General features: G+C 47.4%; 10 protein-coding genes. 6 read left to right on the top strand and 4 right to left on the bottom strand.

Annotated features, from left to right (window positions below):
* Positions 1 to 75 precede the first annotated feature (75 nt).
* The gene (locus ACU37H_RS08570; RefSeq protein WP_472701941.1) at positions 76 to 732 is read left to right on the top strand and encodes an autotransporter outer membrane beta-barrel domain-containing protein; all 657 of its coding nucleotides are present in this window, start codon (positions 76 to 78) and stop codon (positions 730 to 732) included.
* Positions 733 to 787: 55 nt separating this feature from the next.
* On the opposite strand, the gene ACU37H_RS08575 is transcribed toward ACU37H_RS08570, so the two are convergent.
* From ACU37H_RS08575 to ACU37H_RS08585, 3 genes are all read right to left on the bottom strand, one after another.
* On the bottom strand, positions 788 to 1,621 hold the full coding sequence (locus ACU37H_RS08575) for a metallophosphoesterase (RefSeq protein WP_472701940.1): 834 nt from the start codon (positions 1,619 to 1,621) through the stop codon (positions 788 to 790).
* A 15-nt stretch (positions 1,622 to 1,636) separates the two neighbouring features.
* Complete coding sequence (locus tag ACU37H_RS08580) at positions 1,637 to 3,154, bottom strand: lipopolysaccharide biosynthesis protein (protein WP_472701939.1); 1,518 nt, start codon at positions 3,152 to 3,154, stop codon at positions 1,637 to 1,639.
* 219 nt (positions 3,155 to 3,373) lie between these two features.
* Positions 3,374 to 5,038 (bottom strand): M1 family metallopeptidase, encoded by a 1,665-nt coding sequence (locus ACU37H_RS08585; protein ID WP_472701938.1) that lies wholly within the window; start codon positions 5,036 to 5,038, stop codon positions 3,374 to 3,376.
* Positions 5,039 to 5,127: 89 nt separating this feature from the next.
* Between ACU37H_RS08585 and ACU37H_RS08590 the strand changes: the two genes are divergently transcribed.
* Together ACU37H_RS08590 and ACU37H_RS08595 are read left to right on the top strand one after the other, a co-directional pair.
* Entirely contained in the window at positions 5,128 to 6,774 is a 1,647-nt protein-coding gene (locus tag ACU37H_RS08590) for an ABC transporter substrate-binding protein (protein WP_472701937.1), read from the top strand.
* 14 nt (positions 6,775 to 6,788) lie between these two features.
* Complete coding sequence (locus ACU37H_RS08595; protein ID WP_472701936.1) at positions 6,789 to 7,073, top strand: CBU_0592 family membrane protein; 285 nt, start codon at positions 6,789 to 6,791, stop codon at positions 7,071 to 7,073.
* Here ACU37H_RS08595 and ACU37H_RS08600 read toward each other — a convergent pair.
* The gene (locus ACU37H_RS08600) at positions 7,056 to 7,652 is read right to left on the bottom strand and encodes a TetR family transcriptional regulator C-terminal domain-containing protein (RefSeq protein WP_472701935.1); all 597 of its coding nucleotides are present in this window, start codon (positions 7,650 to 7,652) and stop codon (positions 7,056 to 7,058) included. The two genes, ACU37H_RS08595 and ACU37H_RS08600, sit on opposite strands and share 18 nt — an antisense overlap.
* A 489-nt stretch (positions 7,653 to 8,141) precedes the next feature.
* On the opposite strand from ACU37H_RS08600, the gene ACU37H_RS08605 reads away from it, so the two are divergent.
* The 3 genes from ACU37H_RS08605 (at position 8,142) to ACU37H_RS08615 (ending at position 15,344) form a co-directional block, all read left to right on the top strand.
* Complete coding sequence (locus ACU37H_RS08605; RefSeq protein ID WP_472701934.1) at positions 8,142 to 11,288, top strand: SusC/RagA family TonB-linked outer membrane protein; 3,147 nt, start codon at positions 8,142 to 8,144, stop codon at positions 11,286 to 11,288.
* Positions 11,289 to 11,301: 13 nt separating this feature from the next.
* Positions 11,302 to 12,819 carry a SusD/RagB family nutrient-binding outer membrane lipoprotein gene (locus ACU37H_RS08610; protein WP_472701933.1) on the top strand — a complete coding sequence of 506 codons (1,518 nt, stop codon included), beginning with the start codon at positions 11,302 to 11,304 and terminating at the stop codon, positions 12,817 to 12,819.
* Positions 12,820 to 12,974: 155 nt separating this feature from the next.
* Positions 12,975 to 15,344 (top strand): phosphocholine-specific phospholipase C, encoded by a 2,370-nt coding sequence (locus ACU37H_RS08615; protein ID WP_472701932.1) that lies wholly within the window; start codon positions 12,975 to 12,977, stop codon positions 15,342 to 15,344.
* Positions 15,345 to 15,385: the final 41 nt, after the last annotated feature.

The raw sequence follows: 15,385 nt of genomic DNA on the forward strand, positions 1-15,385 counted from the left end.
GTTGTATGCGAGTAGGGCCGTTAACAGGCTGTACAACTCAATGCTACTACATATTTTCGTTAGAAACTACATACGATGATCTTTATTAAAAAAACCTTTTGCCTTCTATTCGTTGTATTCAGCGGTTCCTGTTTGCTGAATGCACAGGATTACCGGCCTCAAAAAAATAGTGTTGGTTTAAACTTCGGCGCTCTTTCTTATTCAGGACGCTTTGCAGTAGGGAGCTCACTGGCGGATCATACGTCTTTGTATGCCTCCGTGGCCTACAGAAGGAGGGTCTGGGATAAGCTATACGTCCGGGCAGAGGCTTTTGGCGGACGCTTGAGAGGTGATAACCTGCGCGCCGAATCCCAGCAAGGCAAACCGACAGGGCGATTCCAGACAGAAATGGCGGAGCTATCGGTAAAAGGCGAATACGATTTTATGGAACTGCACCGGCATAAGTTCACACCCTTCCTTAACCTCGGTGCAGGTGTCTATACGCTTTTTAACTACACTTCCAGCCTGGGCCCGAAGGACAGCCGCGACAGAACAGGCTTTGTAATGCCCGTTGGCGGCGGCGTGAAATACAAGCTGAACAATCGCATCAAACTGCTGGCAGAAGGTAACCTGCGGTTTTTCCCGAAGAACCTGGACAATCGTGTCGGAGAAGGTATCAGCAATCCCAACCGGTATTACAGCTTTGGCTTCGGCGCTATTTACGAGCTGGAGCCTTTTAACGTTTTGTGGTAAAAGAAAAGGTCTCTTTCAAACAGGATCACCAATGATCCTGATGCTGTAATTCGTTTTACGAAGTAAGCTCAAACAACGTGATCTCCGGTCTTACATTGAATCTTACGGGCCAGTAGTGACCTAATGCCCGGTTGATATAGAGTTTCCGGTTGGTTCCCCAATCGATTTCGCCGGCACTGTACTTTTTATTGTTCACCGGGAGCATCGGCGGCGGAAGAAACGGTGGCTTGCATTGCCCGCCATGTGTATGTCCGGCCAATACCCATCCTTCATATTCATTCCAGATATCAAGATCGCAGGCATCCGGGTTATGACATAATACCAGGTTGCAGGCTTTGAGATCATAGGTTTGCATCACTAATTCAGGCTTAAAATAATTGCCCCACAGATCATCCAACCCCAGTATATTCAACCCATTGACATTGTAACGCGCATTTCGCAACATCGTAATTCCTGCCCCGGCTGCCAGGTTCGTCACCGCATCAGCTACATCGGGTTCGGACCAGTTGTAACCGTAATCATGGTTGCCCAAAATACCAACCGTCGCCAGTGTTCCTTTCACCGCATGGCCTAAGACTTCTTTCAGCGGCGCAAACTTTCGTTCCATATCAAAGCTGATAAAGTCACCGGTATATACAACAATGTCCGGCTGAAAGGCCGCGGCACGTTTGAATGATTGCACCAAATAGTCCTGGTCTACCTTACCCGCGTGGATGTCGCTGATCTGCATAAGTGTCTTACCAGCCAGGGCTTGCGGGAGCTGAGACAATGGCAGCTTACGGTGAACAAATTCAAGCCAGTGAGGCTCTATTTTCCACGCATAAAGACCCGTGAGTATAGAAGCGCCGCCCAGCAGTCCCAGTGCTTTGGTGAATTTCCTGCGATTCATGGAATAGTAATTCGCTTATTTGTTTTTATTGCGCCACGGCGTACGGTTCAACATCGACTCCAGCACAGGCCTGACATCCGGAGATAACCTCAGATAAAATACGCCTGCAATGTATAAACCTGAGAACAGGATGCTTCTGCCCGCCAGGGCCCAGAACCCATCCATATTGTTGAAGACAATATAGGTAATTCCGTAGGTTACCAACGCCAGCAGGATATTGTACAACGTATTTTTGCTAAAAGGAAACAGGCCAAACTTGCGCCATAAGAAGAAAATCCGGATCCCGTTGTACACTGAATAAGAAATCAGTCCGGCAATTGCCGGCCCCACGATGCCATACATTTTAGTAAATGAATAAGACAGCGGAAGCATAATAAGCAGCAATATAATGCCACTCCACAGCTCAAACCGCCAATACCTGGAAGTAGCAATCACCTGTGCGTTGACGCCCGTGCCCAAATCGATCACCCTGGTCAGGCCCATGACCACAAAGACGGTAAATCCTAAAGCAAATTCCGGCTTCAGCCTGAAGAAATGTATCGCATCTACAAAGTTCAGGGCAATCAGGCAAAACAAAAATAAAGACACCATCAGCAGGTTGATAGAAGAGCGGACATAAATCCTGTTTACCTTATCCACGTCTTTATTTTTCCAGGCTTCTGATAAGTGAGCCACGGACACATTGATGACACTACGCTGGGGCGCCTGGATCACACTCGTCATCAATTCCGCCAACGTGAATATGGCCAGGTTGGTCAAACCATCTTCTACTACAGATCCGATCACCAGCGAGTCAAATACCTGCGACAACATCGACACGACCAACGCCAGATAGACAAAGCTGGTAAACCGGGTCAAGATCCTGCGGATACGCCGGGTCACAAAGCTGATACGGAAGGTAAATTTTATAGCTCCTATCGATACCAGATAAATAAACATGGTAATGGCAATACCCCAATAGGTAAGCGCATACAGCTTTACAAACAGACTGAAGTCACTGATAACGCCTGTAGCAAAGAGTATGATCAATATCAAGATCAACAACCGCCATTCGACTTCTTTCAGAAAGGTCGCAAAGACAGGCCGGTGCAGGCTTTGGCAATAAGCCTCCAAAATATTGTATATAGAAAGTCCAAAGCCCAGCGCATATACCCAATAATAATAATCTACGAACAACGGAGAGTTAGTGCTGTACTTCCGCACCACCATATGCTCGAAGGCGTAACCAAATGCAAACACGAACAGGAAGCCTATCACGCCCGTCACCAGCGCGATCGTGAGCATATCATTCTTCTCCGGCTTCAGGCGGTCTTTGTAGTAGGGAAAGAATTTGAGGATATAGTTGGGCATCGCCAGCGTACCGAGCGACGCCAGCAAAGCAGATAGTTTCACAAAAAGCTGGGTCAGCCCGTATTCTTCGCTTGTGAACAGATCCTGCTTCCCGAAGAAATACGTGTTCAAAAACCCGATGGCAAAGCCAAAGTAAATGACTAACGATGAGATAATACTTTGCCGCCTTATTTTCCCGCTCATTTCATCTGTATGTTTTTTTACAGGCAGCTTCGCTGCGTTTTTTTGTTCTAACGACCGCTGAATAGTTCTCAAGGTCGTACGTCATGGAAGAGAAAATCCTTAACCGCATTGCTGTAATCAGATCACATACCTGTCTTCTTCCTCATCTCTTCTTCGTTCTTATTGTCCAATCAGGCTCAAACATAGAACAATTTGAAGATTGTAAGCCAAAGTAATGACTTAAAAAATGGCTTCTTTAACATTTACGTAAAAATCGGGAACTACATGAAGTATTTTGCCTCCCGCTGCAGCCGTACTGATCTTTCGTGGTTGTTGCGACACCTGTAGCCGGCGGCCGTTCGTCAACTGTACCGGCATGTTGAAACCTTCTACCACATTCGCCCACCGGTAGATGATCTGGTCTCCTTCCGTTTTGAACTGTAATTCCGGGATTTGGGTGGTCCTCAGATACTGGTCAAAGATCTTGCTCAGATCTTTTCCGCTTTTTTGAGTCATGTAGTCCTCCACCTGTTGGGTCGTAACAGTCTGATGATAAAATTCTTTGTTCAATCCCCGCAGTATTTTTTTGAAGAGTGCATCGTCGTTGATCACCTGCCGGATCGTATGCAGCATGTTGCCGCCTTTATTATACATGTCGCCGCTGCCTTCCTCGTTCACACCGTAATGACCAATGATAGGAATATCGTTCGCAATCGTCTTGCGGGTTCCGATAGTATATTCACTGCCGGCCTTTTTACCGAACTGGCATTCGACGAACATCGTTTCACTGTAATTGGTAAAGCTTTCATGAATCCACATATCTGCAATATCTTTTGAAGTGATATTGTTGGCAAACCATTCATGTCCGCTTTCATGAATGATGATGAAATCAAACTTCAGCCCCCATCCGCTGCCGCTCAGGTCCCGGCCCAGGTAGCCCATTCCATATTTGTTGCCATACGCCACACCACTTTGGTGCTCCATACCCAGATGCGGCGCATCGATCAGCTTATAACTATCTTCATAGAACGGATAAGGGCCCATCCAGCTTTCAAAACACTTGATCATCGGTTTCACAACAGCAAACTGCTTTCTGGCTTTCTCCAGGTTATAATCCAATACCCAGTAACTGAGGTCCAGCGTGCCCTTCTCGCCTTTCATCTGGTCTTTAAAGTTGACATACTTCCCGATATAAGGAATAATATTATAATTGTTGATCGGATTTTTGACTGCCCAGGTCCAGGTGCTTGTGCCGTCTCCATGTTTCGTGGTCTTCATCAGCCGACCGTTGCCCACAGCCACCAATGTGTCAGGCACTGTCATGGATAATGAAGCGCCGCTGTCGGGTTCATCACTTTGATGATCTTTACAAGGATACCAGACGCTGGCGCCCAATCCCTGGCAAGCTACACTGGCCCAGTCTCTTCCTTTTTCATCTTTGGTCCAGATCCAGCCGCCATCCCAGGGCGCATGTTTCGCTTCCACCGGCTTGCCATGAAAATAAACATCGATCGTTCTGTTGCCAGGTTTTATTTTGTACATCGCTTTCGGATCGCGATAAGTAACCCAATACACATTTCCTTCTCTTTCCAAAGGCAGGGGGCGACCTTCGTGTACCACACTGTCAATGATCATGGGCTCCTGCATATCGATCTGCATGAGCTTAACTCCTGTATCGTAAAAAGTGATCTTGTTGTGACCGGCAATGGTATGCGCCGGAAAGTTCGGCTTTACGGTCAGATCATATCTCAAAACGTCCCACCCGGTTCGTCCCGTACCATATCCGCCCCGTAAACTATCCTGCCGTGTAAATGCCTTTTTTGAAACACCTAATTGCGCATGAACCTGTTGAGTGATCAGCGCTGCAAAAAATAAAACTATTACCTTCCAAAAAATTTTAACCATAGTTATGATTGAACTGTAAATTTAACCCATCAACTTAAACAATCCTTCAAAAATTGATAAACGGCGTTCGACAGCATTTTTTGAAACTCATGGCAGCTCCTGTATTTTCCGGCATTACATGGCGATTGATCCCTGCAGTCTTTATCAGCCTGCTGGTATTGATTTCCTGCGCTGACAGCCATCGTACTGAGAAAAAGATATTTCATTATAATGAGTATACAGGCATTGCCTCGCTGGATCCCGCTTTTGCAAAAAACCAATCCACCATGTGGCCGGCTCACCAGCTATTCAATACCCTGGTAGAGATCGACGATAGTCTTAACATACAGCCATCACTGGCTACGCGTTGGGACATATCTGAAGATAAGCGTACCTATACTTTTTATTTAAGGACTGATGTGTTCTTTCATGATGATGCCTGCTTTCCAGGGGGCAAAGGCCGCCGCATGGTAGCAGGCGATGTGGTATTCAGCCTGAATCGCATCATTGACCCTGCCACTGCAAGTCCCGGCGCCTGGATCTTTAATGGAAAAGCCGATACCCTACAGCCTTTTACCGCGCTCAATGATACCACGTTTCAGCTAAAACTACAGCGACCTTATCAGCCTATTCTTGGCATCTTGTCTATGCAGTATTGTTCTGTGGTAGCTCCCGAAGCCGTGCAGCACTACCAGCAACAGTTTCGCAGGCATCCCGTGGGCACCGGTCCTTTCAAGTTTGTTGTATGGGAAGAAGGACAAGCGCTGATCCTGGCTAAGCATGAAAATTATTTTGAGCGCGACAGCCTCGGCAAACGATTACCCTACCTGGATGGCATCAAGATCAGCTTTAAAGACAGCCGGGCCACAGAATTCCTGTTGTTCCGCCAGGGACAGCTCGATTTCATCAACGAGCTGGACCCAAGCTTTAAAGATGAGGTGCTGACCAAAAAAGGGGAGCTGCGTGAGATCTGGAAAGATAAGATCGAGTTGCAAACGCAGCCCTACCTCAACATAGAATACCTGGGTATCTTGGTCGATCCCGAAAACCCGCTCGTCAAAAACTCACCGCTCCGTTTTAAAAAAGTGCGCCAGGCCATCAACTATGGATTTGACCGGCGCAAGATGATCCTATACCTCCGCAACTCTTTGGGCACGCCGGCTGAAAGCGGATTTGTACCGAAGGGGCTTCCTTCGTTCAATGACTCCCTGGTCAAAGGGTATTCCTATAATGTATCCAAAGCGGCGCAGCTATTGAAAGAAGCCGGCTTTCCCGGCGGCAACGGATTACCGATGATCAAACTGCTGACCATTTCCATCTATGCGGACTTTGGAAATTTCATCGCCAAACAGCTGGAAGAGATTGGTATTCCCGTTCAGGTGGAAGTAGTACAAAAATCATTGCTGTTCGAAATGACTTCCGGCTCAAAGGCAGCATTCTTCAGAGGCGGATGGATTGCGGATTATCCGGATGCTGAAAATTACCTTTCTGTTTTTTATTCTAAAAATCCGGCGCCGCCCAACTACACGCGGTATAAAAATCCTGAGTTTGACGAGGTATTTGAACAGGCTATCCGCGAAACAAATGATTCTGTACGCTATGCTTTGTATCGAAAGGCGGATCAGATCGCCATCGATGATGCGCCCGTAGTACCGCTTTGGTATGATAAGGTCATTCACCTGGTGCAAAAAAATGTAAAAGGCTTTCCTCCGAATGCTCTGAATCTGCTGGAGTTGAGAAGAACGACAATTGATTAATTAACTGAACAATCATGATCTCCCATTTGACCATATTTTTGACAGAGTCTGCCTCCTCTTTACTGGGCTGGCTGGGTACCGGTTTTTACCTGCTGGCGTATCTGCTGATCAGTCTCAACAAAGTGAAGGCAGACAAACATACCTATCATGTATTAAATGTATTGGGAGCGGGTGGATTGATCGCTCATGCCATTTATATGAATGACGGGCCTAACCTGATCTGCAACCTGGCGTGGTTGTCTATCGCACTGGTCGCCATCGTATCCATCAGTCGCCGCAGGCTACGTAAAGTTAAGTAAGGTCAGGGCCTGCTTTTTATATCTCCTTAAGCCGGCTTCATAATCTTTGTCATTCTTTACCAGGCTCAGGTAATAATAAGCGCCATCCACCAGTACAAAGATGAGATCGGCAGTAACAGCGGGGTTGGCCACATCCAATGCTCCTTCTTTCTTACAGGCTTTAATATGCTGCTCCAGGTTTTTACGCAACGTTTCCAGCAATTCACGGTAGCGCGCTCCTATCGATTCATTTCGCAAGGCAAGTGCATAACAGCTGTAGGACACGCTATCGTCAAACAAGATGTTCCACTTTTTGGAAAAGACATTATCGATAATTTTCAGCAGGATCGTTTTGGGGCTGGCGGTTGCGGAGCCCGGAACAGTAAATATTTCAAGATACCGGTCCAGTATAAATTCGATCAACGCGTTTACTAAGTGGTCGCGGCTTTTAAAGTAGTGAATGATCAGGCTGGGGTTCATCCCCGCCAGCTCAGCCGTTTTAGCCAGCGATGCGTTTTCCAAGCCTTCCTGCTTGGCAATCTTATAAAACACTTCGACAATTTCCTTTTGTCTGGCGTCTTTTAAACTTTTTCTTCCCATATTTCGTTCGTATCATTTGTTTGTCCGCCGCGGCGGACGGTTTTTTGGTCGAATGCCCGCCTGAACGAGTCTTTCGGGCAGGCCCGCCCGTTCGGGTTCGGACGGGGAACGATTCAGCCCTGCCGGTCAGGCGGAGATTCCCCTTTGAAAAGATCACATGGGCATTTCATGTAACTTTCATTATTACGAAAATATGCAGTATTCCCGTGTTATTATTTGCCGGTGACTTATGCAGCAAAAGTTCTTTCTCACAAAAAACACCTAAATATATAAACCTTCTGAATACAAAAATCCGCGTAACAAAAAAATAATAATAAATTAATTGAATGTTCATTCAAAATAATTTTTTAGTATTGTGACGCCATATACTTTTGACCACGCAAATAGTTGCCCGGGGACAGACCACTAAGCGATGCCCGAACCGTGTACCGGATCCCTGTTGCTGCTCGTAATACCATTTAAAAGCTTATAAACAATAAACCCCGGAATATGAGAAAATCCTTCTTTATCTGCTGCTTTCTGTTTTTCCTGAGCTACTGCTCCGTCGCACAAACACTGACTGTATCCGGAACCGTAAGGTCCGCAAGGGACAGTAGCTTACTGCCCGGCGCCAGTATCATTGAAAAGGATAAAAGAAACGCTGTACAAACCGATGCACAAGGCCGGTTTACCATTTCCACCAACCGCGGCGCGCTCCTCATCTTTAGCTCAGTAGGATTCGCTTCGCGGGAAGTAACTGCTACGGATGAATCCATGGTCGTACTCCTTGAGGATGCGACCAGCAACGACCTGGCGGAAGTGGTGGTGACCACGGCCCTTGGCATCAAAAAACAACAGAAAGCTTTGGGCTACGCACTCCAGGAAGTGCAGGGAGAAAGCCTGGAGAAATCCCGAACCCCGACCGCTGTCGGCTCCCTGGTTGGTAAAGTAGCGGGATTGAACATCACTAATACTACCGATCTCTTCAGAAACCCGGGGATAGAGCTGCGCGGTAAAACACCGCTCATCGTGATCGACGGTATCCCCGACCCCAACGCCGACCCTTACAAAATAAACGCGGACGATATCGAAAGTATCACCGTGCTTAAAGGCCCGGCGGCGGGCGCCCTGTATGGCCAGATAGGCATCAACGGTGCCATCATGTATACCACCAAGAGGGGCAAAAAAGGCGTGGTAAGTGTGGAACTTAACTCGTCTACTATGTTCCAGGGCAGCTATACCGTCATCCCGGAAGTGCAGCATCAATACGGCGGCGGAGATGCAGGTAAATATGCCTACATCAACGGATCGGGAAGCGGCATCGAAGGGGGCGGCTGGTTGTGGGGACCCAAGCTGGATCAGCGCGATCCCAATACCGCCAGCGGCTTCGTGGAACTGCCTCAGTATAACAGCCCTTACACACCCGATCAATCCTACACGGTAACCTTCCCTGATGGCACTACATCGACCGGGAACTACCAACCGCTCCCCTGGGTTTCCAGAGGAAAAGATAATATCAGGAATTTCTTTCAGACAGGTATTTTATCGACCAACAATATCTCTGCATCAGCGGGCAATGACAAAGGCTCGTACCGCCTGTCTGCCGGCCACATTTACCAGAAAGGCCTGGTGCCGAATACGGGCGTGAACAACTCATCTTTCTCGATCGGAGGCAATTATGCGCTGAGTCCCAAACTGAACGTGGATGCAAAGCTTACTTATAACAGGGAGTATTCCGATAACTACCCGACAGTAGGCTACGGGCCGCCCAACATCCTCTACAACCTGATCCTCTGGATCGGAACGGACGTGGACATTCGCGACCTGAAAAACTACTGGATACCAGGGAAAGAGGGTTTGCAACAACGCAACTACAACCTGTCCTGGTATAACAACCCTTACTTTGTGGCCTACGAATACCTGAATGGTTATAAGAAAAACAATGCGTTCGGCCAGATCACCTTCGATTATAAATTCACGGATAATCTTTCGCTGAAGTTCCGGAATGGCTTCAACCAGTATTCAGAGAACTCGGACGTGAAAGAGCCTTACAGTTACGTGAATTATAGCTTTATTTCGAAAGGCAATTACAGTGTTACGAATACCAACTATTTTGACATCACTTCGGATCTTATTCTAAACTATAATCACCAGTTCAGTGACCGCTTCAAACTCAATGTCAGTGCGGGCGGCGCCAATGCTTACCGCAATTTGAAAAGCGCGACGTCTGCTACAGATGGCCTCACGATACCAGAGTTTTACAACTTAAGCAATACTACGAATCCTCTTACCGGCAGCAACAGCCTGCAGGAGCGCAGAACCACCAGTGCCTACGCAACGGTGGATATCGAAACGCTTAAATTTTTATACCTCAACCTCACCGGCCGTTACGACAAGTCGTCAACATTGCCGCTTGACAACAATACCTACTTCTACCCTTCTGCCGGTTTATCTGCAGTACTGTCTGACGTGCTGGAGTTGCCGACAGCAGTATCCTTCTTAAAAACACGGGCTTCATGGGCCAAAGTGAATACCGGTTTCGTAAGTCCCGGTAATCCTTATGAACATATCCTGACTTACTCCATCGGTGGCAAGTGGAACAATACGCCTTCAGTGGTATGGCCCGGAACCGCCATCACGCCCCAGCTGATACCCAGCACAGTGGAGTCGGCCGAGTATGGCGTGGCCATCGGTTTATTGAAAAACCGCATTAACATCGACGCTACTTATTTCCGGAATAAAGAATATAACGGATTTACAACCGTGCCCCAATCTCAGGCAAGCGGCTATACCGGTGTGTTGCAGAATGCAAACATTTATGTGAGGAAAGGATGGGAGTTTGTTGTAAGCGGCACTCCTGTCAGAAACCAGGACTTTAAATGGGAAACCACTTTTAACTTCAGCAATAGTCATCTCTGGCTGAAGAAAGCCACAGCCCCGGGCGCCGATGGTTTTGTAGGAAATATAAAAGAAGGCGACCGTACCGACCGCGTGTTCATCACGTACTCGCAAACAGCGGATGGCAGACCGATCTACAACAGCAATGGCTCCTTAGCTTTCGACGCTAATCCTCACTTCTTTGGCTACGCCGATAGCAAATGGTTGTACGGATGGCAGAACGCTTTTAATTATAAAAACTTCGGACTTAGCTTTTCGTTTGACGGCCGCCTGGGCGGACTTATTTACTCCACTACCAATCAAAAGATGTGGTGGGGCGGTGCCGCTATCGAAACGGCTAATTCATTCCGCGATGATGCCATTGCCGGCAAGAACACTTATGTTGCGCCGGGCGTCGTGATCAAAGAAGGATCCGTAACTTATGACAGACGGGGTGAGATCGTTTCCGACACGCGTCAATACGAGGAAAACAGCACCGCAGTGAATTATATTTCCTTCATGCAAAGCGATGCAGGCAACGCACTGAACAATTACTTTTACTACAGCGGCACTTATCTCAAGATGCGCGAGCTGATACTGTCTTACAACCTTCCCGGCAACTGGACCAAAGGCTTTTTCAAGTCGGCTGCTGTTTCATTCATAGGAAACAACCTATTCATCCTTTCTAAAATTCCAAATGTGGATCCCGATGCGGAATCGGACAATCTTCAAACACCCTCAGTAAGAAGCTTAGGATTCAACATCAATCTCAAATTCTAAAAAAGCCAACATCATGAAATCTTTATCGTTATATATTTTTCTCCTGGTGGCAGCGGGCTTTAGCTCCTGCAAGAAGTTTGAATACTTCCAGGAAAACCCCAACCGCCCCACCCTAACGGACCCATCACTCTTATTGCCCAACATCGAGCGCGTTGCCTTTTCCAATATCAGCGCAGACGCGGGTCTCGCGAGCCGGCAACTGGTATACACACAAGGGAACAGTACTTCACAGTACTACAACTGGACAAGAAGCTCGATGAGCTATTCGAACATCGCGCAGGTGGTGAGGATGGAACAGGAAGCGCAAAGAGTGAACAAGCCCAACTATCGCTACCTGGCTAAATTTTTTAAGGCCTACTTCATCGTTTCGATGACCCAAACCTTTGGGGATATTCCTTATTCGCAAATGATGCAATCGATCGAACAAAATAACTTCACCGATTCTTCAGCAGTAAGACCCGCCTACGACCGGCAAAAGGATATCTATGTAAAAGTTTTGAATGAATTGAAAATTGCCAGCGACTCTCTGGGTAGTACGTCGGACGCCATTTCGGGAGATGTGGTGTATAACGGTTCTATCAGCGCGTGGAAAAAACTGATCAATTCTTTTTCATTACGCGTACTGATGAGCCTTTCCCGCAAAGTAGCTGATACGGATCTGAATATCCGTCAAAGATTCAACGAGATCGCTTCTAATCCAACAAAGTATCCTTTGATCTCGGGCAACGGCGAAAACGGCAAATTATCTTATTATGATATCAATAGTAACCGTTACCCCTATTATAATAACAACTCGATGAAGACGGACTATTACCTGGACAGTTCTTTTGTGGATATACTTCAGGGCTTCAACGATCCGCGCCTGTTCACTTACGGACAACCTGCAGGTACTGTCAACGCTACCACTATTAAAGATTTTACAAAGTATGACGGGCTGGTTGGCAGCGCTCCATTGTCTTACAACACCGGGAAGAAAGGCCGCAGCCAGGCATCGCCGATCAACCGGAGGTATGCTTACGAAATCGTGAACGAACCGAGCTTGTTAATGGGCTACGCTGAAGTACAGTTCTTATTGGCCGAAGCAGTGGTGCGGGGCTGGATCACGGGCAATGCCAACGATCTTTATAAGTCCGGGATCCGGGCATCCATGGAGTTCTCCAATTTTAATTATCCAGGCGTATCAGGCGTTGCGTATACCGGCCGCCAGTATTCGGATGCTGAGATTACCGCCTATCTGAATCAGCCCATCATCAACCTGCAAAGTGGCAAAGAAATAGAGCAGATCATCACACAAAAATATATCAGCATGTTCATGAACTCCGGCTGGCAGGCGTTTTATGAACAAAGGCGAACCGGGTTCCCTGTTTTCGAAACCGTGTATTCTGGCGTACTCAACAATAAGAGAGTGCCCAAACGGTGGATGTATCCCCTGGAGGAGCAGAATTATAACACTACCAACCTGAGTGCCGCTATTGCGCGTCAATATCCTGAAGGGGATGATATCAACGGGGTGATGTGGATCCTGCAATAGCACAATGAACTAATAAAAAAAACGCATCTTTGAAGATGCTGTATCAAAAGCAAAGAACTTTCACACCCGCCTGAACGAACCCGTCGGACAGACGTGAAAGACTTTTGAGACAGCATCTTCATTCTATTTCTCTACATCCAATTGCTTTGTATATAATGAAACAAAAACGCAGAGACTTTCTAAAAAATGCAGCTATACTGTCCGGCGTGGCAGGTATGAACAATGTAATGCCCTCGAGCATACAACGGGCCTTATCCATCAATGCCGACAAAGGCACTACTTTTTATGATGCCGAGCACATCGTGTTCCTGATGCAGGAGAACCGGTCGTTTGATCATATTTTCGGATGCATGAAAGGGGCCAGGGGCTTTAACGATCCGCGCGTTAAAACCCTTCCTGATAAAAATAAGGCATGGATCCAAAAGTCAAAGAACGGTGCGGCACATGCACCTTTTCATATCGATATCAACAAAACAAAAATAACCTGGCAAGGTGGCCTTCCACACGACTGGCCCGACCAGAGCCGTGCCCGCAATAATGGCAAATATGATCAGTGGATCCCGCACAAGTCGGAAATGTGCATGGGCTACTACAACCGCGCCGATGTGCCATTTTATTATGCATTGGCCGATGCCTTCACCCTTTGTGATCATTATTTCTGCTCGTCGCTGACGGGCACCACACCGAACCGGTTATTCTTCTGGACCGGCAAAGTGCGCGAACAATTGAACGGCACCTCTAAACCGGCAGTTAGAAACTCGCAGGCTGAATCCCGCACCAACACTTATGTGGACTGGAGTTCATTCCCCGAACTGCTGGAAGATCATGGCATCAGCTGGAAGATCTACCAAAATGAATTGTGGAGTGCGAAGCTGGAGGACAATACGGATTACTGGATGGGAAATTATGGCGATAACGCTGTGGAGTATATTAAGAAACACCAGGTGAAACTTTCGGCTTACTTCCGTAAGAACGGCGATGCAACAGCTACGCCGGCTTTGAGCGCAGCAGAAGTGCTGGAAAGATATAATAAGCTTAGCCCGAAAGAAAAGAACCTGATCGATAAAGCGTTTACCACGAACATCGAAGTGGAAGATTACCTGAAATTGCAATCTTACACCTTCACCGACGACACGGGCAAAGAGCAAACGATTCAAATACCGGCAGAAGACATTTTCCACCAGTTCCGCAAGGATGTGGATTCGGGGAATCTGCCCACTGTTTCCTGGCTGGCGGCGCCGCAGGCTTTTTCTGATCACACGAGCACTCCGCTATACGGCACCTGGTACGTATCTGAAGCACTGAACATCCTGACCAAAAATCCCGAAGTGTGGAAGAAGACGATATTCATTCTGAACTACGACGAGAACGATGGTTATTATGACCACCTGCCGCCTTTTGTGGTGCCCAACCCCGGCGACCCATCTTCAGGAAAAGTATCTGAAGGCATTGACATCGAATCTGATTTTGATGCGGCTACCGGCTGGCCTATCGGGTTAGGCTATCGCGTGCCCATGATCATCGCGTCTCCCTGGAGCAAAGGAGGGTTTATTAATTCGCAGGTACAGGATCACACGTCCACGCTGATGTTCCTTGAAAAATTTCTTCAGAAAAAAACGGGACGGAAAATAAGTTCAGACAATATCAGCAGCTGGCGAAGAACGGTTTGCGGCGACCTCACATCGGCGTTCCGTCCCTACAATGGTGAAGCATTCCCGCTGCCTGAGTTCCTGAAAAAAAACCAGGTGATTACCGATATTCAGAATGCACGTAACAAACCCAAACAAGTGGTGCCGGATCCTTTATCGGACCAGGAAATCAAAAAGATCAATCAATACGCTTCTTATGCTCCTGAAAATTCTAAATGGATGGCAGAGCAGGAAAAAGGCACAAGGCCGGCCTGCGCTTTGCCTTATAAGCTGCATGCAGACGCCCACCTGAATAAGAACAGCGGCTCGGTGGAACTGTCTTTCGAAGTGGAAAGCAACGATCATCATGCCGGGTCTGCCTTTAATATGTATACGCCTTCCAGCTACGGACAGGAGGCGGGCAGAACCTGGTTTTACGCGGTGAAGGAGCGCGACCGGCTGAAGGATGAAGTGGCGCTGCAAAAATTTGACAACAGCATTTATGACCTTTGTATCAATGGACCTAATGGCTTCTTCAGGCAATACCAGGGAGACGCCCGAGACCCCGAGCTTTCGGTGGCCTGCGGTTTTGAAAAGAAGGGAGCTTTCAATAAAAAATATACAGGCAATATCCTGTTGGAGCTAGAGAATAAAGGTGACAACGCATTAGAGATTGAACTTCGTGATAACGCTTACGGCGCGAAGCCGCAAAATATTTCCCTGGCTGCGGGAAACAAGAAGACGGTCAGGATCAACCTCGAAAAGAGCTCGGGCTGGTACGACTTTACCATCTCCACCCCGGGAAATAAAGTATTTACAAAGCAATATGCGGGTCACGTAGAAACGGGCAATATCTCTATGACAGATCCGTTGATGGGAGGTGTGCTACAGGGTTGATGATTAGGAACGGCGAGTAAACGCAGCGAGTAATGAATGAG

The sequence above is a fragment of the Niabella sp. ZPM-14 genome (assembly GCF_055693045.2).

What these genes read in the sequence shown, in the direction of transcription:
- ACU37H_RS08570 (WP_472701941.1), top strand. Translation starts at nt 76, where the DNA reads ATGATCTTTATTAAAAAAACCTTTTGCCTTCTATTCGTTGTATTCAGC.
- ACU37H_RS08575 (WP_472701940.1), bottom strand. Translation starts at nt 1,621, where the DNA reads ATGAATCGCAGGAAATTCACCAAAGCACTGGGACTGCTGGGCGGCGCT.
- ACU37H_RS08580 (WP_472701939.1), bottom strand. Translation starts at nt 3,154, where the DNA reads ATGAGCGGGAAAATAAGGCGGCAAAGTATTATCTCATCGTTAGTCATT.
- ACU37H_RS08585 (WP_472701938.1), bottom strand. Translation starts at nt 5,038, where the DNA reads ATGGTTAAAATTTTTTGGAAGGTAATAGTTTTATTTTTTGCAGCGCTG.
- ACU37H_RS08590 (WP_472701937.1), top strand. Translation starts at nt 5,128, where the DNA reads ATGGCAGCTCCTGTATTTTCCGGCATTACATGGCGATTGATCCCTGCA.
- ACU37H_RS08595 (WP_472701936.1), top strand. Translation starts at nt 6,789, where the DNA reads ATGATCTCCCATTTGACCATATTTTTGACAGAGTCTGCCTCCTCTTTA.
- ACU37H_RS08600 (WP_472701935.1), bottom strand. Translation starts at nt 7,652, where the DNA reads ATGGGAAGAAAAAGTTTAAAAGACGCCAGACAAAAGGAAATTGTCGAA.
- ACU37H_RS08605 (WP_472701934.1), top strand. Translation starts at nt 8,142, where the DNA reads ATGAGAAAATCCTTCTTTATCTGCTGCTTTCTGTTTTTCCTGAGCTAC.
- ACU37H_RS08610 (WP_472701933.1), top strand. Translation starts at nt 11,302, where the DNA reads ATGAAATCTTTATCGTTATATATTTTTCTCCTGGTGGCAGCGGGCTTT.
- ACU37H_RS08615 (WP_472701932.1), top strand. Translation starts at nt 12,975, where the DNA reads ATGAAACAAAAACGCAGAGACTTTCTAAAAAATGCAGCTATACTGTCC.